Below are 19,274 nucleotides of genomic sequence, written 5' to 3' on the forward strand. Positions count from 1 at the left end.
CTTGACATGTAGCTTCCATATTTTCCACATCACAACAAGATGATACAGCTAATGAGACCATAATTACATAAAATACCCTGTACGTCATTTGGAATTATTTATGATGGTGAAAATCGGTATATCAAACGCCATGAATATATTGAGCCTCCAGTCGGGCTTGCCGATTATCGCATTAGCATCATTAATTTCAGTCAACCCTGGACCATATTGGAAGCCAGCACCTAAAGTAAGTGGCACATTCAAACCAAACCCATAGACAATATAAAGGCCTGGTGAAAATATTTGTCCTAACTCGACCTTATAGTCTGTTTCAGATTGGATCGTTTCTGTTTCAACCATGATGGTTTGCATGTTTTCATCAGTGGTTGTAGTCATCGTTGTGGTAGTATCTCGTCTGATCTCATAATCTACAATGGCTCCAAGATCAAAAAACGAAGCCATTACACCGACAGAACCATACTTTCCTGCCCCCCAATTTAACGAAACACCAATCGGCGCAATGACCCCAAGCTCATTGTTCCAGGCATTGGAAATGCTGCGATCATGATTCGAGTTGTAATAGAGGCCTAGATAAGATTGCAGTGAGATATTAAATACCGAATTCTTCTTGATGGAAGACCCTCCGGCTGGCAAAGCAGCGGCTCTTAAAATATTTTTCACGTCATTGGGACCTTCTGCCTCAGCAACAGAAGCCATGAAAGTAGCGTATTTCAAGAATTTTGAATTTGAAATACCCACCCGGTTCTGTTTGTACTGTTTGTTGACCTGGGATACGGAAATACCTAAATCTTTTAAATACTCTTTTCGGTAAGTCTTTTTAAGTCCTTTTTTAAAAGATAACGCTCCCTTGAATTTTACGTTTTTCTTTGCAAGAAAGGTCTTCATTTGTTCCTTACTGTCACTGTACTCCAGCGTTCCGGTTCCAAATATTGCTTTATAGACGATAACAAAATTCAATACCGCAGAACTGTAATTTTTTTCACTGACGTTTTTATAGATCTGATTTCCTTTTCTCATCAATTGGAGGTAATCCTTTGTGCTTGATAGTCCTGCCACTTGATGGGGGTTGCCTCCTAAGTTTGTTATTACGGAATTAATATCTAGTAACTGCTCTATCACATTGATATTGGCTTCAAAGAAGTTGTAATACTCCATGTATTCGACTTTTTCATTCTTCTGCTTCTTGTCCTTTATCTCTTGTTGTAAGGCAAGGATGCCGTCCCATTTTTGCTTAATACTTCTGAAGTAGCCCAAAAGAATCCTAAAATCATCTCCATTTTGTCTGGCCTTATCCAATATATCCTGAACTTTTTGTTTGTCACTAAAAGCCAACCCTTGAACACGCTCATAAATCAATCCCATAAAAATCTGACGTGTATCATTATCTGCAATAATATCCCGATTGATGTCCGCAACCGCTACCCAGCCCTCACCTTCGACATTACTTCTCACGCTTTCCGAAAGAATCGACATCAACTTGATAGATGTATAAAGATCGGTAGCTTTTCCTGATGAAGAGGGGTTATCAAAGGCTCCCAGATGTTTAATTACATCGGGAAAAGAAGCTCCATTCGCCAATTTACTCACGGAAGCCGCTGCGGCTAACCCAGCATAAGCTTGAGGAAAATTCTCTCCAAAACCTTTGTATTTTTCTAATTCAAATAATCCATCCATGTTCGTTACCAGGTTAGCAATGTCTTCCTTGAATGCTTCTTTGAAACTTTGGATCAATATGGCGTACTGGAAAGGTTCCGTGTTCGTAATGAAGTTCGTACTTAGAGGAAACAATGTCGCTGCTTCTTGATTCTTCTCCAGAAACTTCTTGAACTTATTGAAAAAGAGAATGTTGACTTCCTCATTGGCTCTTTCAATCAAGAACCTCGAAACACCTGTCGCCACATTGGTTACATTGATTCCTGATACCCGACCCGCCAGGCTTTCAATTCCTGAGGGACCAGCGACAGATGAAGTAGTAGAAGCAGATGTCCAATTTGACAAAAAACCTTTCAAAAACGGATTGTTTTGCTTTATTCGGGACTTGATTGTTTCCCCGTTTTCCGTGTCAATGTAATTGTTCAAAATTGCCGTAACGGTAGCATCATCTTCCGGCCACTTGTTACTAGTAAGCTGCGCTTTCAGGACTGTCGCATCGTAGTACGTGATCTGTGCCGATAGCTCTACAGTCATCAAAAAAGCCATTAGCACCAATAAAGGTTTAATTAAGTTTTTCATGCCGATCTAATTGAATATTCAAAATGGTTATAGTTAAAATCAAATGGTAACTCCTCGAACCTTTTCAGTTTCTGAAGCACTTCTTGTTTGGTCAAATTCACTGGACTTTTGGCCCGACTCATTTCTACAGAAAGGATCAATGCAATCAGCGCACTTACCAAAGCCGTAGAGGTGCTACAACCTGTCATTTGAGCAAAAAAAGGGTAGGGTCTACTGCTTTTGAGAAAGGTAGAATAATGGGGTACTAAGGGACAAATGATGTCAACGGGTTTCAGAGGCACCCAATTCAATAAGTTCCTTTGGAGGGCTCCTACCGAAATGGAGAGTTCATTCATATCTGCGGGCAATACCTCCATCTCCAATTCTTTATTATCGCCTGCAGAAGCCACAACGAATACACCCTGACCTCTCAAAATCTTCATCGTATCCAGGATCTCATCACGCACTGCTTCATGTGAGTCCCAGGTTTCCTTATCCAACCCCTGACTAATACTGATGACCTGGATATGGTCCGCCTTTTCAACGACCCAATTAAAAGCGTTTAGTAATGCCTTCATCATGTCCAACACGCTTGATTGACCCGACTTAATTTTGCCAATGGTAATTTTCGCTTCAGGAAACATTCCATTTATTCCGGAAGATTTGGCCTTAGCAGCAATCAATCCTGCCATATGCGTTCCATGGCCGCTTTCATCAGGTGTATAATCAGAACCATCCAGGAAATTGATTCTTTCAGTGATGTGATTCAGATCAATATGATTGGTAATTCCTGTATCTAATATCAGGATGCCGGGTAATTCAGGACCCATTGGAAAATTACGCTTGAAAGGCTCATAGTAGTCGATGAAAAACGAAGGTCTTTGTTCGATAGGCAAATCAATTCCTTCGCCCCAAACAAATGTTCCATTGGACAGTTCAAACCACAGATTTGAATGCTTGTATTCTTCCCCCCAGACTTCTTTAACAATCTCTACTACATCTCCAGGCTCATAATAAACCTGGGTTGTTGCAGACAGTTTAGGCTGCTGGATCCGTTCGTTCAGATAAGTATTGACTATGCCTTTCATCCGTTTCGTCTTCTGGCTGGGATCACGTCGTTTCCGGTACTGGATGAACGCGGTGAGGAAGGGCTGCTGGTATTACCGCTCCCCTGTTGGTTGGATATTGGCTGAGGTATTGAACTGCGCAATCTCACCAATTTATTGAGCAGGTCAAACCAAAATGGTGCACCAAGAGAGATGGCCAGAGCAGTCAAAAAATATCCTAATCCTCTATTTGCCTTTTTGATGTGGCACCATTTACAAAAACTGTCCATATCCTCCGGCCACCCACTGCCAAGCATTTTATGCGCATTATTAATATCAGATGTTAGACTATCCTGAGCTGCTACGTAAGCTTTGTTGATCGCCGCTGTATCGGTGGAACCCGTTGCTCTTTTCAAGGCCATGGCCACCAGTTGGTCTCTGGCATCCGTATCTTTTGCCAGTCGGTTAGCCAGTTCAATGGAATCGAGATTGGCCCAATACGCGATAAACATCCCAATAAACAAAAGCATAAGCTGAACTTTTCGTTTGTACCAGCCGGATGCACGGTTATTCATTTGTTCAAACCATTCTTCAATCAGGGACCTGAATTTAGTTATGTCTTTGGAGGCTTCATTCCAGAGCATCGTTAATTGTACATGCGTGTCCTTGGCTTCTTCTTTCAATTTCAACAAGGCTGCTTCAATTTTGTCCTGATCCTGACTGGCAACACCGGCCTCGGCTTTTCCTTGATTCTTGAGGGCTTCAGTAAGTGATCTTGAAAACACCTCTTTTGAGAGGTAAGAAGGTTTATTGAAAAGCCCTCCTTCACTTGAATACTTGATTTCGGGTAACTCGTAAAACGCCTTGAGCAAACTTTCTCTATTTCGATAAAATAATCGTCCGATTCCGTTCAAGGTAAGCAGCAATTTATTGAGTATCGCATAGGGGTTGTAATTCTGATCGGATAGCATTCTTGCGATGGTCCATTCCAGGTTTCTGGCCCTTAAACCAAATACACTCGCTATGAACTCAACGATCACAGTAGCTAACAGACTGTAGAGTAAGTAGAGGAAAACCAACCCGATAAATACATCTAGAATCACTAAAGCACTCATAATGAAATGTTTTAGTAAAGTGAATGAATCAAGCCAAGAGGTTCAATACCGATGATTAGGTATTTTCATAAATGGCGGTGCCCAGTTTTAATGAATGATGACGATATTTACTCAGAACAACACTACAGCGCAAAGCGTAGTAACAGTTTATTGTCTAAACTCTTCCAAAAAAAATTGACGCTGTTGGATGCTATAAATCAAATCCCTTGATGATGCCGGTCTGCAAGGCAAATTTCATGATTCCTGCGGCGTTTTTTACGCCTAATTTTCCAAGGATGTTTTTTCGATGGGTATCCACGGTGTAGACACTAATGAATAGTTTATCTGCGATTTCGGCAGTGGTCATTTCGTTAGCAATGAGAGTAACAATCTCTTTCTCCCTTTCGGATAACTCTACATCAATTGGATTATCGAAGACCTTATTTTTTTGATAACTCTTCATGATGGTTTTGGTGATTTCTTCTCCGTAGTAAGGGTCACCTCCTACCAGTGTTTCCAGGGCTTTGATCAATTCTTTTTTACCCGCATTCTTCAGGATGTATCCGTCGATGCCCACATCCACGAGGTTCTTTACGAATTCCTTGCGATTGTACATCGATAAGATCAGCACCTTGACCTCTGGGAATGTAGCTTTGATTTCACGTGTTACTTGAATACCATCTTTCTTGGGCATGTTGATGTCCAAGACCACTATATCCAACTCTGGCACTGCCTTAATTTTTCGCAATAATTCCTCTCCATCGTATGCTTCACCTATTACTTCAAAGCGGGAATCCTGGTCCAGAATAAGCTTCAATCCATCCAGTATGAGTTCATGGTCATCTGCGAGTATAATCTTAATCGTTTCATGCTCCATCTTACGTGATTTTCCATAGTTCAATAATCATTTGCACTCCTTTCATCGGAGCGGTTGTCAGGCTTGAGTGGCCTTCCAATTTACCAATCCGGTTCTTAATGTTTTTGAGTCCCATACCCTCCGCTGCAGTTTCAGGGTCAAAACCTTTTCCATTATCCTTATAGGTGATGATCAATCCTTTGTCTGTAGTCCGTTTTAATTCCAGGTCAACTTGTGTTGCTTTCGCATGTTTGAGGGTATTACTGATCAGTTCCTGCACAATCCTGTAAATATGGATTTCAGTCTCCGAGTCCAACCTTTCGTCGAATTGAATACTCCGCAGGTTTACTTTGAATTGATTGGAAGACTCCAGGGACTCTTTCAGGTCTTGTAAAGCGGCCATTAATCCAAAATTGGTTAAGACGCCCGACAACATGTTATGCGCTATCTCTCGTGTATCGTTTACGGCCTTATCGACAATACGATTGATTTTATCGTACCTCGTGTCGTTCTCAGAGAGCACCTCCATGTGCATTTTGACCGCAGACAAAGTGCTCCCTAATCGGTCGTGCAGATCTTCGGCGATCCTTTTCCGTTCCTGCTCCTGCCCTTCGATCATTGAGTTCAGAGCAATGAGTTCCTGCTCTTTCAACAAGTTCGTCACCTTCTCCGACTGGATGTTTTTGTCCTGGATAGCAAGGAGGCGTTTTCTTTTGCTGTCACGATAGACTAATGCACTGATGATAAGACCCAGGATAAGCGTAATACCCAATACGATGGCAATGGCTCGCGATTGTGCCTTGCCTTCTCTTTCCAGTAAGATTTGCTTTTCCTTCTCTTCAGTCTCAAATTTTGAAGTTAGTTCCGAGATCAGCAAAGAATTGTCTAGTGCATCAAGATTTTTTTTAAATGAATCAGCCTTACTCAGCACGTAAAATGCACTATCCTTTTTTCCTACACCAAATAAGTTTGGTGCGACGTACCGGTGAAGCCAGAACTCTGCACGGAGCTTGTCATTATAGTAACTAAACTCCTTCGCCTTATTCACATAATCAATCGCCCTACCATAGTTTCTGCGGACACGCTCTACTTCTGACAATTGAATGTAGGTTCGGAATTGAAAAAATCGGAGAAACGGCTCATCATTCATCCTGGTCAAAGCGAGATGGAATAGATTCTCGGCTTCACTAGTAAGCGAATCATTCCTTTCAACACGACCTTTGTGTCGTAGGTATACCCCACGTATGATATAATAATCTGTCCAGAAATGATGTTCAGGTTCAAAAGACACCATTAAATCAGCAAAAGCATCCACAAATGGATCTTCTATCTCTACCTCATGGTTTAGCTTCCTCATTCCATGTTTGAATTCAAACATCCTCAAATGAAACTCATCAGATTGATCAATTTCAAGACCTCTGTATATTTCTAAATAAAGCAGCAAATCATCATTGGTTTGGTTAAGCTCCCAACTACGAAGTTTTAGAATTGAGTAAATAGAGAATTTCTTCTCCTCTTCAGTTCCTATTTGTTTGGCAAGCAGGTAAGCATCAGTGAAGTATTCCATGGGATACTTAGAATACGGGTAGGAGTATAAAAAATGATACCCCAGAAGTATCTTGATTACGACATGAGCCTCACTGTTATGCGGAAAAGACAACTCAAGATTTCTGATTTTGATCGAATCTTGTTTCCAATCGTAATCTGGAATTTGCCCTGCCTCATAAATGGTCTTATAAAGCAAAGATATGGCGGTGTTCCAGTTAGTATCTGTGACTTCTTCTACTTCCTTTTTGGCAGCTTCAAATCTGAAGTTCTTTAAATGTTTGAAAAAAGCCTGCCTGTTTGGTTCCCATTGGCAGCAGCCATAGTAACCAGTTAAAAGTAAAAGAAGCCACAGTACTAATTTTTTATTCAAATAACCCTGTTTTTAGATTCCGGGCATAACGGCCCACTATCAAAATTAAAGGTCGATGCAGAAGGCATTTCAAGCTCAGGAATAGGTTTTCTCTTTTCGATGGTATCCTTGGTACCTTCCCTGTACCAAAACTCATCATCAAAAAGACCATTCTCCTCCGGAGTACCATCAGAATGAAGCCTTTCGATTGTCCTTTTAAAATAAATCAGGTCATCCGAGGCTATTTCCAGATTTAATGGCTCTCGATCAGGACCAGGCCAGGAAACCTCCGTTCTGGGATTCGACCGGTCTGAATGTTTAGATCCACCCATTCCGCGCATCACCAGGTTAAACGCTTTAACGGTTCCCTTTTTATCGGCATTTAGCCTTTCATCTAATTGTGCCAGGAACTCCGTAGGTATTAACACTTCAACAATACCAATATTGATCAACCCTTTGTAATTTATTACTTCAAAGTCTATCGATTGGATTATATACTTCTTTTTTTCTCCTTCGGAAGTAGGTGGTCGACTCTCAGTCCAATTGAACCTGGCATAAACCGCAAAAAAGGTTCCATAAAGCTGGCTGGTGTAAACTAACTGGAAACTTTCATTATCTTCCAGGTTGATGTAATGTCGGAATTTTTTATCCATGATTATGCAGTATTAAAGTTGTCAAATTAATTCTAGAAATTTCCATTATCCACAGCTTCAAAGGCTTCAAAAGCATCTACCAAACCCGCCCCGGAAGCCCCAGGCTTATTCCTTCTGTTAGCTTTGATTACCTTGCCCTTATTACTTCGAGAATTGGAATGTCCTATTCTCACTTTTCTGGCATTGGAAATCAGTAATCTTTTTAAATCGGCAGGTGTAAGATGGGGATTCTTTTCTTTCAGCAGGGCACAAACTCCAGCTACCTGTGCAGTAGCTGTCGATGATCCTCCTATTATAGCCCATGAATCATCTGCTTTAGTGCTATCTCGGTCCCTATCAAGTTTTTCCAATTGTTGTACCGGCAACATAATGTACCCCCCTTCAGTCCGTGGCTTATTGGCTCGATTACTATGCCTGTGCATTCCAGAAAGGCCACATAGATCCGGCACATGCCGATTTGGATATATCTTACTTTCGAATGCACTCGTATAATCCGAAGCTTCCATCAACCCTTTCTCGTCAACATAGACCCCTCCTACCGAAATGACTTCCGGCATCATGGCGGGAAATCCAACTTCTCCATTTCCTGCAGCGCAAACCACCGTGATCCCCAGAGCTATCGCACGCTTGATATGGGTTACCAGACCACCAAGACTACCAGGAAGATCATTTAGATGCTCCCGGTCATCATCACTTATATCCACCAGATCAGAAGACAAGCTTAAAGAGATGATATTAGGTAATGGATCAAGTTTTAATGCTTCCTTAAAAGCAGTTTCCAGGCTTGTATCCAGTAAATCATCATTCTCATTCACCAACTTCATTCCGGTTAACGCTACTCCTGGTGCTACCGCGAGTAACGTTGCCGCCATGGCCGTTCCATGTCCTTCAGGGTCATTCTCAATATCAGAAGCTAATGGGCCTAGTATTCTACGAACATCATAACCGTACTCTTGAAAATGATGATGATCAAAATGGAAACCACTATCGAGCATCAATACCCTCACCCCCTTACCTACAATACCTTTTTGATGAATTCGAGAGGCATTCACAGTGGCAGCAACGTCCCCTGGAACCCGAAGGTGATGATAATCGACTAGTGGAGGAAAAAACAAATGATTCTTTCTGGGGAATCGATTATTCTGATAATAGAACGGCCATTGTATATAGGCTTCGTCGATTATTTCTTTTAAGGGGTGGTCGTAGTTCCACCCACCCTTATCGTCCGGAAACCAAACTGAAGGTCGAGAAGCATACTTTGCATTGCGCATTTTTTTTTCACAAAGCACCGTTCCAAATAAACGTTCATAATCACTTTTATCTCCTACAATAGTCATAGACCAAGGGCATTCGGAAACCACTTCCAATTTGTGCTTTTTAAAAATGTCCTTCGCACGTTTTTTATCCTGTTTCTTTGCCTTGTATTTTTCAAAGTCCATCCCTTCTTTGAGATAGGCCTTGTCTTTGGTCAAGTTATTAAATGTTACGCATGCTTGAATCTGTGTCATATATGCTTAGGTTTTGGTTGTAATTAGTTATTTGGCGTTTTCATCACAGGCACCAAATATTCGATAACAATAATCGCAATTATCAAAATACTTTTAATACCTAACAATCGGTATTTTCGGTCTTGAGATGTCGGTATATTAAAATTCATCATCTTTAGATGGCTAATAGGTCTTTAAATTATCCTCTATCCATTTGTACAAGCCTCAGATGAATGGTCAATGCGAACAACTCTACAAGGAATCCTTCCAAACCAACTAGCCCCTATCTTAGTCATCCTAAGGCTTGAGCTGAATGAACTTCTTCCAAATTGCGATGATCCCCGGAAGTCTGCAAGTGTTTCTTCTTAGCATTTTACAGTGAAGTATGGAGGACATTGTGATTGTATCATACTGACCGCTAACATTCAGTATAGATTTGTACCTATCTGAATAACATATTAGCCATGACTCATCAATACTATCTCTCCCTCTGCGAGCAATTAGCAGCAATTGCCCAACAAAATGGCAACAGCCCGGTAGGTTGTGTCATTGTGATCAATGGCGAGATCGTGGCGGAGGGAATCGAATCAGCCACTTCCGATCAGAACATCACCCACCATGCAGAGATGAATGCCTTACAAGCTGCTCGCGAGCAATTGGGAAAAGACCTGAGTCAGGCAACCCTTTACTCAACCCATGAGCCTTGCGTGATGTGTGCGTACAGTATCCGATATCATGGGGTGCATACAGTGGTCTTTAAAAACAAAGTCACTCAACTAGGCAGCTATTCCTCTGCTTTCAATTTGCTTACCTCGGACGAGGTTCCTGATTCCTGGCCTGCCAAACCAGCAGTGATCCACATACCTTAAAATCAACAAGTCCTATTTTCCAATCATCTATTCAGGTTTACAACTGGATACATTATCTTTCACCCAATAAGTAACCAGCTGTAAGTAAGTGATCTAACTACCCTATATCGTCATTTAACCCTTATTTAAGGTAATGTCAGTAATACCACATCCGTGGTATGCATCCTGATCTTTAGGCTTAATACTTTTGGCCTGACATAAGTCAAATAACACAACCAATTTTTAATAAATTTAGCTGACAAAATCATGAGTACCTTTCCAATTACATTCACGATCAACACAGACACCATCATTACTGCCTACAATACGCACAACGGCAAAATTAAAGGTAATGAAAAGCCTTACGGCCAAGACAATAGAATGCCGATCACTCCATCGTATTATACCTCCGATCCAGTCCCAAGCGGATCTCCATTGGCCATCGATATCGACGCCCATACCTGCATTGAAATTTCTTTTGTCGATTCTGCTCAGAACCCTAACAATTCAATTTATTTCCAGAAATTTGAAGATGTCCAAGGAGACCTGATTTCGGACACTACGAACCCGAATCATGATGCTTCACTGGCCATGCCGGTGACCTTACCGGTAACAGGTACAGCCTACGAAACATTCGATATTCTATTTCAGATAGAGGTGCAAGATTCATCAAATGTAAGCGAAATCTATTATTGTGAATTGGATCCTAAATTGAAAGCAAATCAAGGCCATAATTAATAAATATCAAGTTAATTCAATCTGGGTGGTCAGTATCCTGATTTCCTACCTTGCATTAACCCCACAAATCAGTTGCTCCCAAGACAAGCAAGTGGCTGATAGTTTAAAATCGCTGTTGGAAAACCGGGATACCAATCACTTAACCATCGAACAAAAGATAGATGTGTTGAGTCAATTGGCAGCCCTGGTTACTGCACCAAATGAAATATTGGATTATGGCAATCAACTAAAATCGATTATTTCTAACGGTGATCAAACCCATTTGATATTGGCGCATCAATTTATCGGCGTAGCTCATCGAATGAAAGGTGATTTGAAGCGATCACTGGAGAATCTGATCCTCAGTACTGAGAAAGCCATTGAACAAAATGAATATCACTATCAAATTCAAGGATATCTGGAAATAGCCAATACCTATACAGCAAATCAGGACCATAATAATGCATTGAGTTATGAGCTAAAAGCCATTGAAATAGGCCGAATATATGGAGATAGTATTGATTTAGGTATAAACTTGCTTAATACAGGCTTTAGCTATTATTCCCTGGAAAAACATGATTCAGCGATTCTACTTTACAACGAAGCAGAGCCAATTTTTACACAAGCAGGATTGCCCATTGGCAATGCATATGTGACCGGAAATCGTGCGTTGGTTTATTGGAAGCAAGGAAAAACGAAGGAAGCCATTCAGGACTTATTTGAGGCCATTGCCTTGCTGGAACCGCTGGGAGACGATTACGCCATTTCCGATTATCACATCCAATTAGGTAAGATCTTCCATGAGCAAAACGAGGTTCAGAAGGCCATTGATCATACAGAAAATGGAATCAACCTTGCTAAGGAATTAGACCTGAAAGAAAGCATCAGTGACGGGGCCTTGCTGCTCAGTGAGCTCTATCAAGAACTAAAGCAATTTGAAAAAGCGCTGCAATATCACCAGGAGTACCTCTCCTGTCGCGACAGTGTCGAAAACACTGAACAGACTAAAACCATGGCTAACATGCGTACCGAATTTGAAGTAAACCTTCGAGAAAAGGAGATCAGCCTGTTGGAACAACAGCAGGAGTTACAATGGACTTACATCATCATAGCGATCATCATGTTCGTCGCGGCGTTCATTTTCCTGCTTTACTTTCGTCAGCGATACCACAATTCCCGGTTGTTGCGAGAAGCAGAACAAAAGCTACATGATGATGACATCTACAAGTTGTTGGCGTCGCGAGAGACACAAGCGTTGCAATCCATGGTCAATGGCCGGGATCAGGAACGGATTCGTATTTCGCAGGAATTGCACAATCATTTTGGGAGTCTGTTTGCCTCGATCAAAATGAACCTGAATGGCATCAAACATAAATCTCCAAGAGAAGAAACCATCGTCCAATTGGTGGATCAGGCCTGCACGGATATCAGAAGTTTGTCGCATTCATTGAACATGGGCATTAGCGAAGGATTTGGACTTATTCCTGCCCTCAAAGATCTGGTAGTTCACTTGAGTAATTCAGGAGAAATGCAAGTGGAGTTCTCCGAAGCCATGAACGGTGTTCAACTAGACAGTGAAGGTGAGATCTTTGTCTATCGCATCATTCAGGAACTGGTCGGAAATGCATTGAAACATGCGAAAGCTTCAGAACTGTCCATTTCGGTCACTCATTTCGACGAGGAACAGTTGGTCAACGTACTCGTAGAAGACAATGGTGACGGGTTTGATCCCTCAACATTGGACCCGAATAAAACCGGAATGGGTTTAAGGACCCTGGAAGAAATGGTAGAAAACTATCAAGGTGAGATCAGCATTGACAGTAACGCCTTGAGAGGCACCACGATCTCCGTAGACCTGCCTCTTGACTCATTAAGAAAATCAACCGAGCTATGATAAAAGTATTGATTGTCGATGATCACGACCTGTTTGCCGAAGGAGTGAAATTCATGTTTCAACCGGAAGATGAAATCCAGGTGGTGAAACATACCAAAAATGGAAATGAAGCCCCGCATATTCTCGAAAATCATGAGATTGATGTCATTTTAATGGACATTGACATGCCGATTTTGGATGGCATTGCGACGATGGAGTTACTGCATCAAAAGGGGTATGATCATCCGATCCTGATGCTCACCATGCACCAATCCATGAAACAAATCCGTAGTGCGCTGGAAAAAGGAGCACAGGGCTACATTTTGAAAGATGCTTCCAGAGAAGACCTGGTAGATGCGATCAATAAAACCCATCAACGACAGAGTTATTTCCATCCCAAGATCAACGAACAGATCTTTGATTATTTCCGAGGCAAACGAACTTCTTCCAACGAAATGGCACAGTTATCCAGTCGGGAAAAAGAACTCGTAAAATTGATTGCTGATGGCATGAACAGTAAAGCCATCGCCAATAGTCTCCACCTCAGTGAACATACCGTCCGAACGCACCGACGTAACATCATGCAGAAATTGAAGGTTAAAACGGCTGGCGAATTGATCCGAATCGCGTTAGAGAAAGGAATCATTTAGTATTCAATGCAAGTTCACTACGAAACATTAAAATATTTCAGAATCGTTTTTCGTTTTTTATCAAACAAATAATACAATTATGAAAAAGTTAACAGTGAAACAACAAGCATCAATTAAAGGTGGTCCAAAGCTAAGAGTAAGCCAAGGTTAATGAACTCTTAAACGAACTTTAGGGTGTTTAAAGTACCACCCAAACATTTTTACCTTCCCACTTTCAACCAAAAGCTCAGTAATTCCAGTTCTTTCTTATCGTGCTCTTGCAAAAACATTAGGGAACCAAATTCTTCTAAAATTGATTTACCCTAACTGAATATACACTTAGGAGGTAATCATGGAAATTGGAATAGACAGCTTTGCAGCTGCTACTCTCGACCCTGTAACAGGGAATTTTACCGATACGGTAAGGGATATTGACAACTTGTTGGCTCGAATCAAATACTCCGACGAAATGGGTTTGGATAGCTTTGCGATTGGCGAACACTATCGCAAAGACTTCCTCGATTCTGCGAATACGGTCATTTTAGGAGCGGCTGCGGCTCAGACCAATCGCATCAAGTTAGGTAGTGCAGTAACGGTGTTAAGTTCTGCAGACCCTGTTCGGGTATTCCAAAATTTTGCAACGCTGGACCTGATCTCTCAAGGACGTGCGGAAATCGTCGTGGGCCGTGGTTCATTCATCGACTCCTTTCCTTTGTTTGGGTTTGAGACGTTGGATTATTCTGATCTATTTGAGGAAAAGCTTGCGTTGTTGCTACAGATCAGGGACCAGGAATTTGTGACCTGGAATGGAAAATTCAGGGCGCCGCTGAACAATCAACCAGTTTATCCCAGGCCTTTGCAGGAGAAAATCCCGATCATTCGGGGAGTTGGTGGAACGCCTGCTTCGTTCATTAGAGCCGGAGAGATGGGGCTTCCATTGACCGTGGCCATCATCGGTGGAGACACGGAACGATTTAAGCCCCTCGTGGATTTGTATCGCGAGACGTATTTGGCCAATAATCACCCTGAGTCGGAGATGATCGTCAATCTGCATTCGTTGGGTTTTGTAGGAACTGACAAACAATCAGCCCTGGATACCTATTATCCCGGTTATGCGAAAATGTTCAACAAGATCGGCAAGGAACGTGGCTGGCCTCCGGTCACCCGAGTAGGTTTCGAGGCACAGGCAGGTGACGAAGGAGCCTTAGTCGTTGGTGATCCTGATTATGTGGCAGAAAAGATCGTGAGGCATTCCGAAGTATTGGGTGGCATCAAGCGATTCACTTTTCAGATGGACAATCCATTATTGACGCATGACCAGTACATGGGTGCGATCCAGTTGATTGGTCAGGAGGTGATTCCGAAGGTGAGGGAAATGGTTGGGTAAACTGAAAATTTTCGAGAACACACTCAAATTCTTGATATAATCTTTATCCCGGCGGACGTGCCGGGATCTTCCTTTCATGAAGACCTTGGACTTGGCGCGGCTGGCTAGGTGTCTCCGAATAAATCCGGGGAAATGAATGTTGCTATTTTTAGAAGCTCTTTCTTACCTAAACTCCACATAAGCCACTTCAAATTCGAAATCGCCAGCTTTCTTTTCATCGGTGATGAAACCCATTCGAATGATCTCCGATTGGTCTTGTCGCTGCAACAAGTTGCCCGTCGCATACCCCATGCGGTACTGACGAACTTCGGATAATACATACGTTTTCGTCACCCACGCTTCGCTTTTTGGCAACTTGACTTTGAAATTGGGATAATAAAAACGCCGATCCTCTTCCATTTGCAGGGCCATACTGATTCCTTTGCTTCGGTATCTGATGGTGATTTGTTTGTATTCGCTAAGATTGTAATCAGAAAATGGTGAACGCAATGAGGTGAATCCGCCATTGTTCTCGAGTGACATGCTTCCATAAAACAAAAGCCCTTCGTCAGTGAATTGCGCCTGTCCTTTCGAAAGGCCACCCATCACTCCATCATTGATGATGTACCATCCTTTGAGCTCACTTTCGTTGAAATCAATCTTGAATGTAGCACTATATACGACCAGAAAAGATAATATCAGATGGAACATGGATTCTTTTTTCAAAGGATAACCATTGAAACATCAAACGGTTTTCGTAATTTCAATTGTATCAAAACCCGTAGCCCTCAAAACAGGTTACACTAGACAAATTGAACCGATATGGACGATGCGAAAAATATATTCGGAGAATTGTTGATCACCTGCAGCACTGATCCCATGACTGGGTTTTTCAGGGATGGATGTTGCAATACAGATGCGGAAGACACTGGCACACATACGGTATGTGCAGTCATGACAGAGGAATTTCTGGCCTACACCAAATCACAAGGAAATGATCTCACCACTCCTATTCCCAGTTATCAGTTTCCTGGATTGAAACCCGGTGACAAATGGTGTTTATGTGTCAATCGATGGAAGGAAGCCATGCTTGCCGGGGTTGCTCCCATGATTTTCCCCGAAGCCACACATGAACGATCGCTGGATTATGTATCAATGGAAGATCTGATCAAGCATGCTTATGTAAAAGAAAACAAAGGGTAATTACTCCCATAATTACCCTAAGCACCGCCATAAACTGAACAACGGAACATCGCCTAGTTCCGCTGTACTATAAATTCCAAACTGTCCACTGCAAAAGCAGTGAATATACCCAACGCATTGGTCACGTTGGATGGAGGTTCATTGAGGTCTCTGGAGTCCTGTGTCGCACTATTGAAGAGATCCACATATTCCTGATTCACCGTGTATACTTTCGCCACATGTCTTCCGTAGGTTTCTAATGCAATTCCAATTATGTCGAATGAAGCGATCTCCGATGGTGCAGAAATGAATCTAAAAGATCCTAATAATTCCAGGCTCTCTTCTGGAATCTCCTGGGGCAAAATGGGGTCTAAATCCTCTTCGAGATGTTCAATCACGACAAAGTAAGAGCGACCTGGAACTGCTGTCCAGGTCAATGTAATCACTTCCTCATTGAACAGGTCCTGAATTTGCTGTCGCAATCCAAAGTTCAAGGCAAGTGTCGGAATGGTCAATGTATTCTTCGATAATATCAGCCCTGTAGGCGCTTCTGGAACAGTGGTACTGGCGGTGGCCTGGGCCCCATTAGCCTCTATGACAATGGAATAACCGTCATTGGTGTTGATATTGAAATCCTCACCATCCAGAAAATACTTTCCAGTAGCTTCATCATAAGTCAACAGCACATCATCCGTTTCCGAAATGAGACGAATAGATGCGTCATCAATGGGCAAATCAGGAATCTCCTCGTCATTCAGGTCTCCTGCAGCTTTGATTTTAATGTCATTCACTTGTTGATCCGCAGTAATAAAAGCTTCTACCACAAATGGATTGGAAGTGGGTTGCTCCAGTTCATCACATGCGGAAATACCTGCAAGGCAAATCAATAGGTATAAGGTCTTGATTCTCATAGGTATTAAAAATCGATGGAAAACAATAAGTTGGGTGTAAACCCTAAATAGGTGATCTGGTTGATCAATGGTGGCGACTGCCCGAAATCATACTCGGTGTACCAAATATTTCTACGCCCCAGCACATTGAACAACGACAATCCCAGGCTTGCATCGGATTTCCCAATGTCAAAACTGTAGTTTGCAGATAAGTCCAGTCTGATGTAAGCCGGATTGAAGGATGCATTTTTAGGACCAACACCAACGTATGGTAAGGTTCTGCCATCCAACAACTCGATTTCGTAACGATTGGCAGGTTCGGAAAACGGACGCCCGGAACCATAGATGAAATTGGAAGAAAGGTTCCAGTCATCAATTTCATAGGTCTGGACCAATTTGAACTCATGGGCCTGATAGTGCAAGGGTCGAAAAGAGAACCCGTCGTTCAGATCTGGGAAGTTGTTCCGAATATCACTCCAGGTATAGGAGATCCATCCGGTGTAAGCACCTTGTTTCTTCTGAAGCAATACCTCTACTCCGGTTGCGGTGCCATCTCCTGATCGAAAAAGCTCGTCTACGCTATCATCTAACCCCCTACGAAACTGTAAGGAAAATTCATTGATCCCCTGTAAGTCTTTGTGATACGATTCTACGTCGAAAAGCCAGCCATCCAGTTCATAGGCAGCACCCAATACATAATGCGTGGCCTTTCCTAACTCAATTAAGTCTCCATCCGCCAACAACCAGAACTCACGTGAGCCTTCGGAAATATTTTGATTCACGATTTGATTAGCAAACTGGTAATGGATTCCAAACGCCGACTTCAGTTTGATCCTGTTCGTGAGATCATAAGACAAATTCAACCTCGGTTCTATCAATAGGTCGTCCTCCAGTTCATAGTCCGATACCCGTATTCCCGCTGATAGTTTCAGTTTATCACCTATAGTCGTTTCATTAGAAAGGTAAACTGAACCATATATGGCCTCCTGATCTCTATTCAAAAGCGTTACGGTATCGTCCCGAATATTGTCGTATTCAATGCGATTATCTGTGACAGAAAATCCAAATTCGGTTTTTGATCTTAGGCTCATCTGCCATTCAAAATCCGCTTTGAAGCTCAAATCAATCACACTATTGTCTTCCAGGGTTTTACGGGTTCGGTCAATCACCACTGAATCTTCATTCATGACCAGCACATCCTCTAACCGATTATAATTGCTGAAATACTCCGATCCTGCAATCAGAAAATTAGAAAACAGCTTTGGATTCCATTGACGTGACCATTTGCTCGATATGCCCCGATTCCCCCAGTCTGTTTGCTCATTTAGGTCATAATTAAGTCGTAGCTGATCAGTCAGATTATCGGTCACATTCTGAGACTCATCCAGAAAATCCTTGCCACTATAGGTACTGATAGTGATCATGTCCTTATCAGATGGACGATAAGACAATTTGCTGTTCCAATCGAAAAAGTAGATATCGGGTTCCGTGGAGATGTTGGTTGCATTTTCCAACTGTGTGCCGCTGAAATCATTGTCCACACTCAAGTTCCCGATCAGGTCCTTGTATAATCCGCCTTTCAACACCTCTGAATAAGACCGTCTGCCAGCAACAAACAGGGAAATTTTCTTACTCAAAGGCATTTCATAGTAGCCGCCCAGGCTTAACAAACTGGCACTGATTCCACCCTGAATCTTCTCAAAGCTTCCCGTCTTGCCGGTCAATTCAACCACGCCACTGGTTCGCCCACCATACCTTGCAGGAAAAGCCCCACGGAACAACCGTACATCTTTGACCGCATTGGAATTAAAGGCGCTGAAAAAGCCGAAGAAGTGATCCACTTTGTAGACGGTCATGCCATCCAGAAGTGTCAGATTTTGATCAGGGGTTCCGCCTCGAATGAAAAGGCCTGAAGAACTTTCATTGGTACTGCTGATCCCTGGAAGCATTTGCAAGGACCGGAAAATATCCGGTTCTCCAACGCTGGGCAAAAGCTTCAATTGCTTTGTAGAAAGCTGTGTCATGCTGATGCCAGCACTGGCATCAAATATTTTATGAGAAGAGGCTGAGATCACTATACTCTCAAGGGTTTCGCTCATAGGGTCCATCTCGATGGTCAATTGCCGCTGCCCGCCGGACAGATCGACTTCTTTGGGCACAAAACCCACATAACTTACTTCAATAATGGTAGAAGCAGGATCAATTCCTACCAGGCTAAAATAACCCTCCAGGTTAGTCGTCACACCAGTGGCAGTCCCTTTGATGATGATACTCGCAAAAGGAAGCGGTTCGCCCGTACCGACTTCAACAACCTTGCCGGAAACAGTCGTTTGAGCATGACCGACAAAAGGAATGACGACTTGTAGAATTATGATGAGTCGAAGGTTATCGATAAGGCGATGCTTCATGGATCACTTGTTGTGAATAATATCCGACGAAGCAAATCGATTAGCCCCTCAATTGACAGGACAATCCTGTTGAAGCTGTATTATTCAAACTGGAACCGGCTAATTCCTGTGTCGAAA

Annotated in this window: 16 protein-coding genes; 6 read left to right on the forward strand and 10 right to left on the reverse strand. The window is 42.4% G+C overall.

The annotated features are described in order from the left end of the window. Positions 1-84: 84 nt before the first annotated feature. The 7 genes from R8G66_01750 to R8G66_01780 form a co-directional block, all read right to left on the reverse strand. A complete protein-coding gene (locus R8G66_01750) occupies positions 85-2,232 on the reverse strand; it encodes a hypothetical protein (GenBank protein MDW3191048.1) in 2,148 nt (715 codons plus the stop codon). Continuing rightward, complete coding sequence (locus R8G66_01755; GenBank protein ID MDW3191049.1) at positions 2,229-3,299, reverse strand: S8/S53 family peptidase; 1,071 nt, start codon at positions 3,297-3,299, stop codon at positions 2,229-2,231. The genes R8G66_01750 and R8G66_01755 overlap by 4 nt, the downstream gene beginning before the upstream one ends. Beyond that, complete coding sequence (locus tag R8G66_01760; GenBank protein ID MDW3191050.1) at positions 3,296-4,372, reverse strand: hypothetical protein; 1,077 nt, start codon at positions 4,370-4,372, stop codon at positions 3,296-3,298. The genes R8G66_01755 and R8G66_01760 overlap by 4 nt, the downstream gene beginning before the upstream one ends. A gap of 190 nt (positions 4,373-4,562) precedes the next feature. Next, positions 4,563-5,228, reverse strand: a complete 666-nt coding sequence (locus R8G66_01765) for a response regulator transcription factor (protein MDW3191051.1) — start codon at positions 5,226-5,228, stop codon at positions 4,563-4,565. Between the two features lies 1 nt (position 5,229). Beyond that, a complete protein-coding gene (locus tag R8G66_01770) occupies positions 5,230-7,125 on the reverse strand; it encodes a sensor histidine kinase (protein MDW3191052.1) in 1,896 nt (631 codons plus the stop codon). Beyond that, positions 7,122-7,757 (reverse strand): hypothetical protein, encoded by a 636-nt coding sequence (locus tag R8G66_01775; protein ID MDW3191053.1) that lies wholly within the window; start codon positions 7,755-7,757, stop codon positions 7,122-7,124. Before R8G66_01775 ends, R8G66_01770 begins: the two co-directional genes overlap by 4 nt. A 32-nt stretch (positions 7,758-7,789) precedes the next feature. Next, the gene (locus R8G66_01780) at positions 7,790-9,265 is read right to left on the reverse strand and encodes a S8 family serine peptidase (protein MDW3191054.1); all 1,476 of its coding nucleotides are present in this window, start codon (positions 9,263-9,265) and stop codon (positions 7,790-7,792) included. 443 nt (positions 9,266-9,708) lie between these two features. On the opposite strand from R8G66_01780, the gene R8G66_01785 reads away from it, so the two are divergent. The 5 genes from R8G66_01785 to R8G66_01805 all read left to right on the forward strand — a co-directional run bounded on the left by R8G66_01785 (position 9,709) and on the right by R8G66_01805 (position 14,698). After that, entirely contained in the window at positions 9,709-10,113 is a 405-nt protein-coding gene (locus R8G66_01785; GenBank protein ID MDW3191055.1) for a nucleoside deaminase, read from the forward strand. Between the two features lie 246 nt (positions 10,114-10,359). Beyond that, positions 10,360-10,830 (forward strand): hypothetical protein, encoded by a 471-nt coding sequence (locus R8G66_01790; GenBank protein MDW3191056.1) that lies wholly within the window; start codon positions 10,360-10,362, stop codon positions 10,828-10,830. A gap of 91 nt (positions 10,831-10,921) precedes the next feature. Next, positions 10,922-12,703 (forward strand): ATP-binding protein, encoded by a 1,782-nt coding sequence (locus R8G66_01795; GenBank protein ID MDW3191057.1) that lies wholly within the window; start codon positions 10,922-10,924, stop codon positions 12,701-12,703. Beyond that, on the forward strand, positions 12,700-13,332 hold the full coding sequence (locus tag R8G66_01800; GenBank protein MDW3191058.1) for a response regulator transcription factor: 633 nt from the start codon (positions 12,700-12,702) through the stop codon (positions 13,330-13,332). The genes R8G66_01795 and R8G66_01800 overlap by 4 nt, the downstream gene beginning before the upstream one ends. 331 nt (positions 13,333-13,663) lie before the next feature. Further along, on the forward strand, positions 13,664-14,698 hold the full coding sequence (locus R8G66_01805; GenBank protein MDW3191059.1) for an LLM class flavin-dependent oxidoreductase: 1,035 nt from the start codon (positions 13,664-13,666) through the stop codon (positions 14,696-14,698). 162 nt (positions 14,699-14,860) lie between these two features. On the opposite strand, the gene R8G66_01810 is transcribed toward R8G66_01805, so the two are convergent. Continuing rightward, the gene (locus R8G66_01810) at positions 14,861-15,388 is read right to left on the reverse strand and encodes a CIA30 family protein (protein ID MDW3191060.1); all 528 of its coding nucleotides are present in this window, start codon (positions 15,386-15,388) and stop codon (positions 14,861-14,863) included. Between the two features lie 111 nt (positions 15,389-15,499). Between R8G66_01810 and R8G66_01815 the strand changes: the two genes are divergently transcribed. After that, entirely contained in the window at positions 15,500-15,880 is a 381-nt protein-coding gene (locus R8G66_01815; protein ID MDW3191061.1) for a DUF2237 domain-containing protein, read from the forward strand. Between the two features lie 53 nt (positions 15,881-15,933). Here the strand turns inward: R8G66_01815 and R8G66_01820 are convergent, their stop codons facing one another. Together R8G66_01820 and R8G66_01825 are read right to left on the reverse strand one after the other, a co-directional pair. Next, positions 15,934-16,770: a DUF4249 family protein gene (locus R8G66_01820; protein MDW3191062.1), complete on the reverse strand. Its 837-nt coding sequence runs from the start codon at positions 16,768-16,770 to the stop codon at positions 15,934-15,936. A gap of 5 nt (positions 16,771-16,775) precedes the next feature. Further along, complete coding sequence (locus tag R8G66_01825) at positions 16,776-19,157, reverse strand: TonB-dependent receptor (protein MDW3191063.1); 2,382 nt, start codon at positions 19,155-19,157, stop codon at positions 16,776-16,778. Positions 19,158-19,274 lie beyond the last annotated feature (117 nt).

Source organism: Cytophagales bacterium (assembly GCA_033344775.1).
Lineage (GTDB): Bacteria > Bacteroidota > Bacteroidia > Cytophagales > Cyclobacteriaceae > JAWPMT01.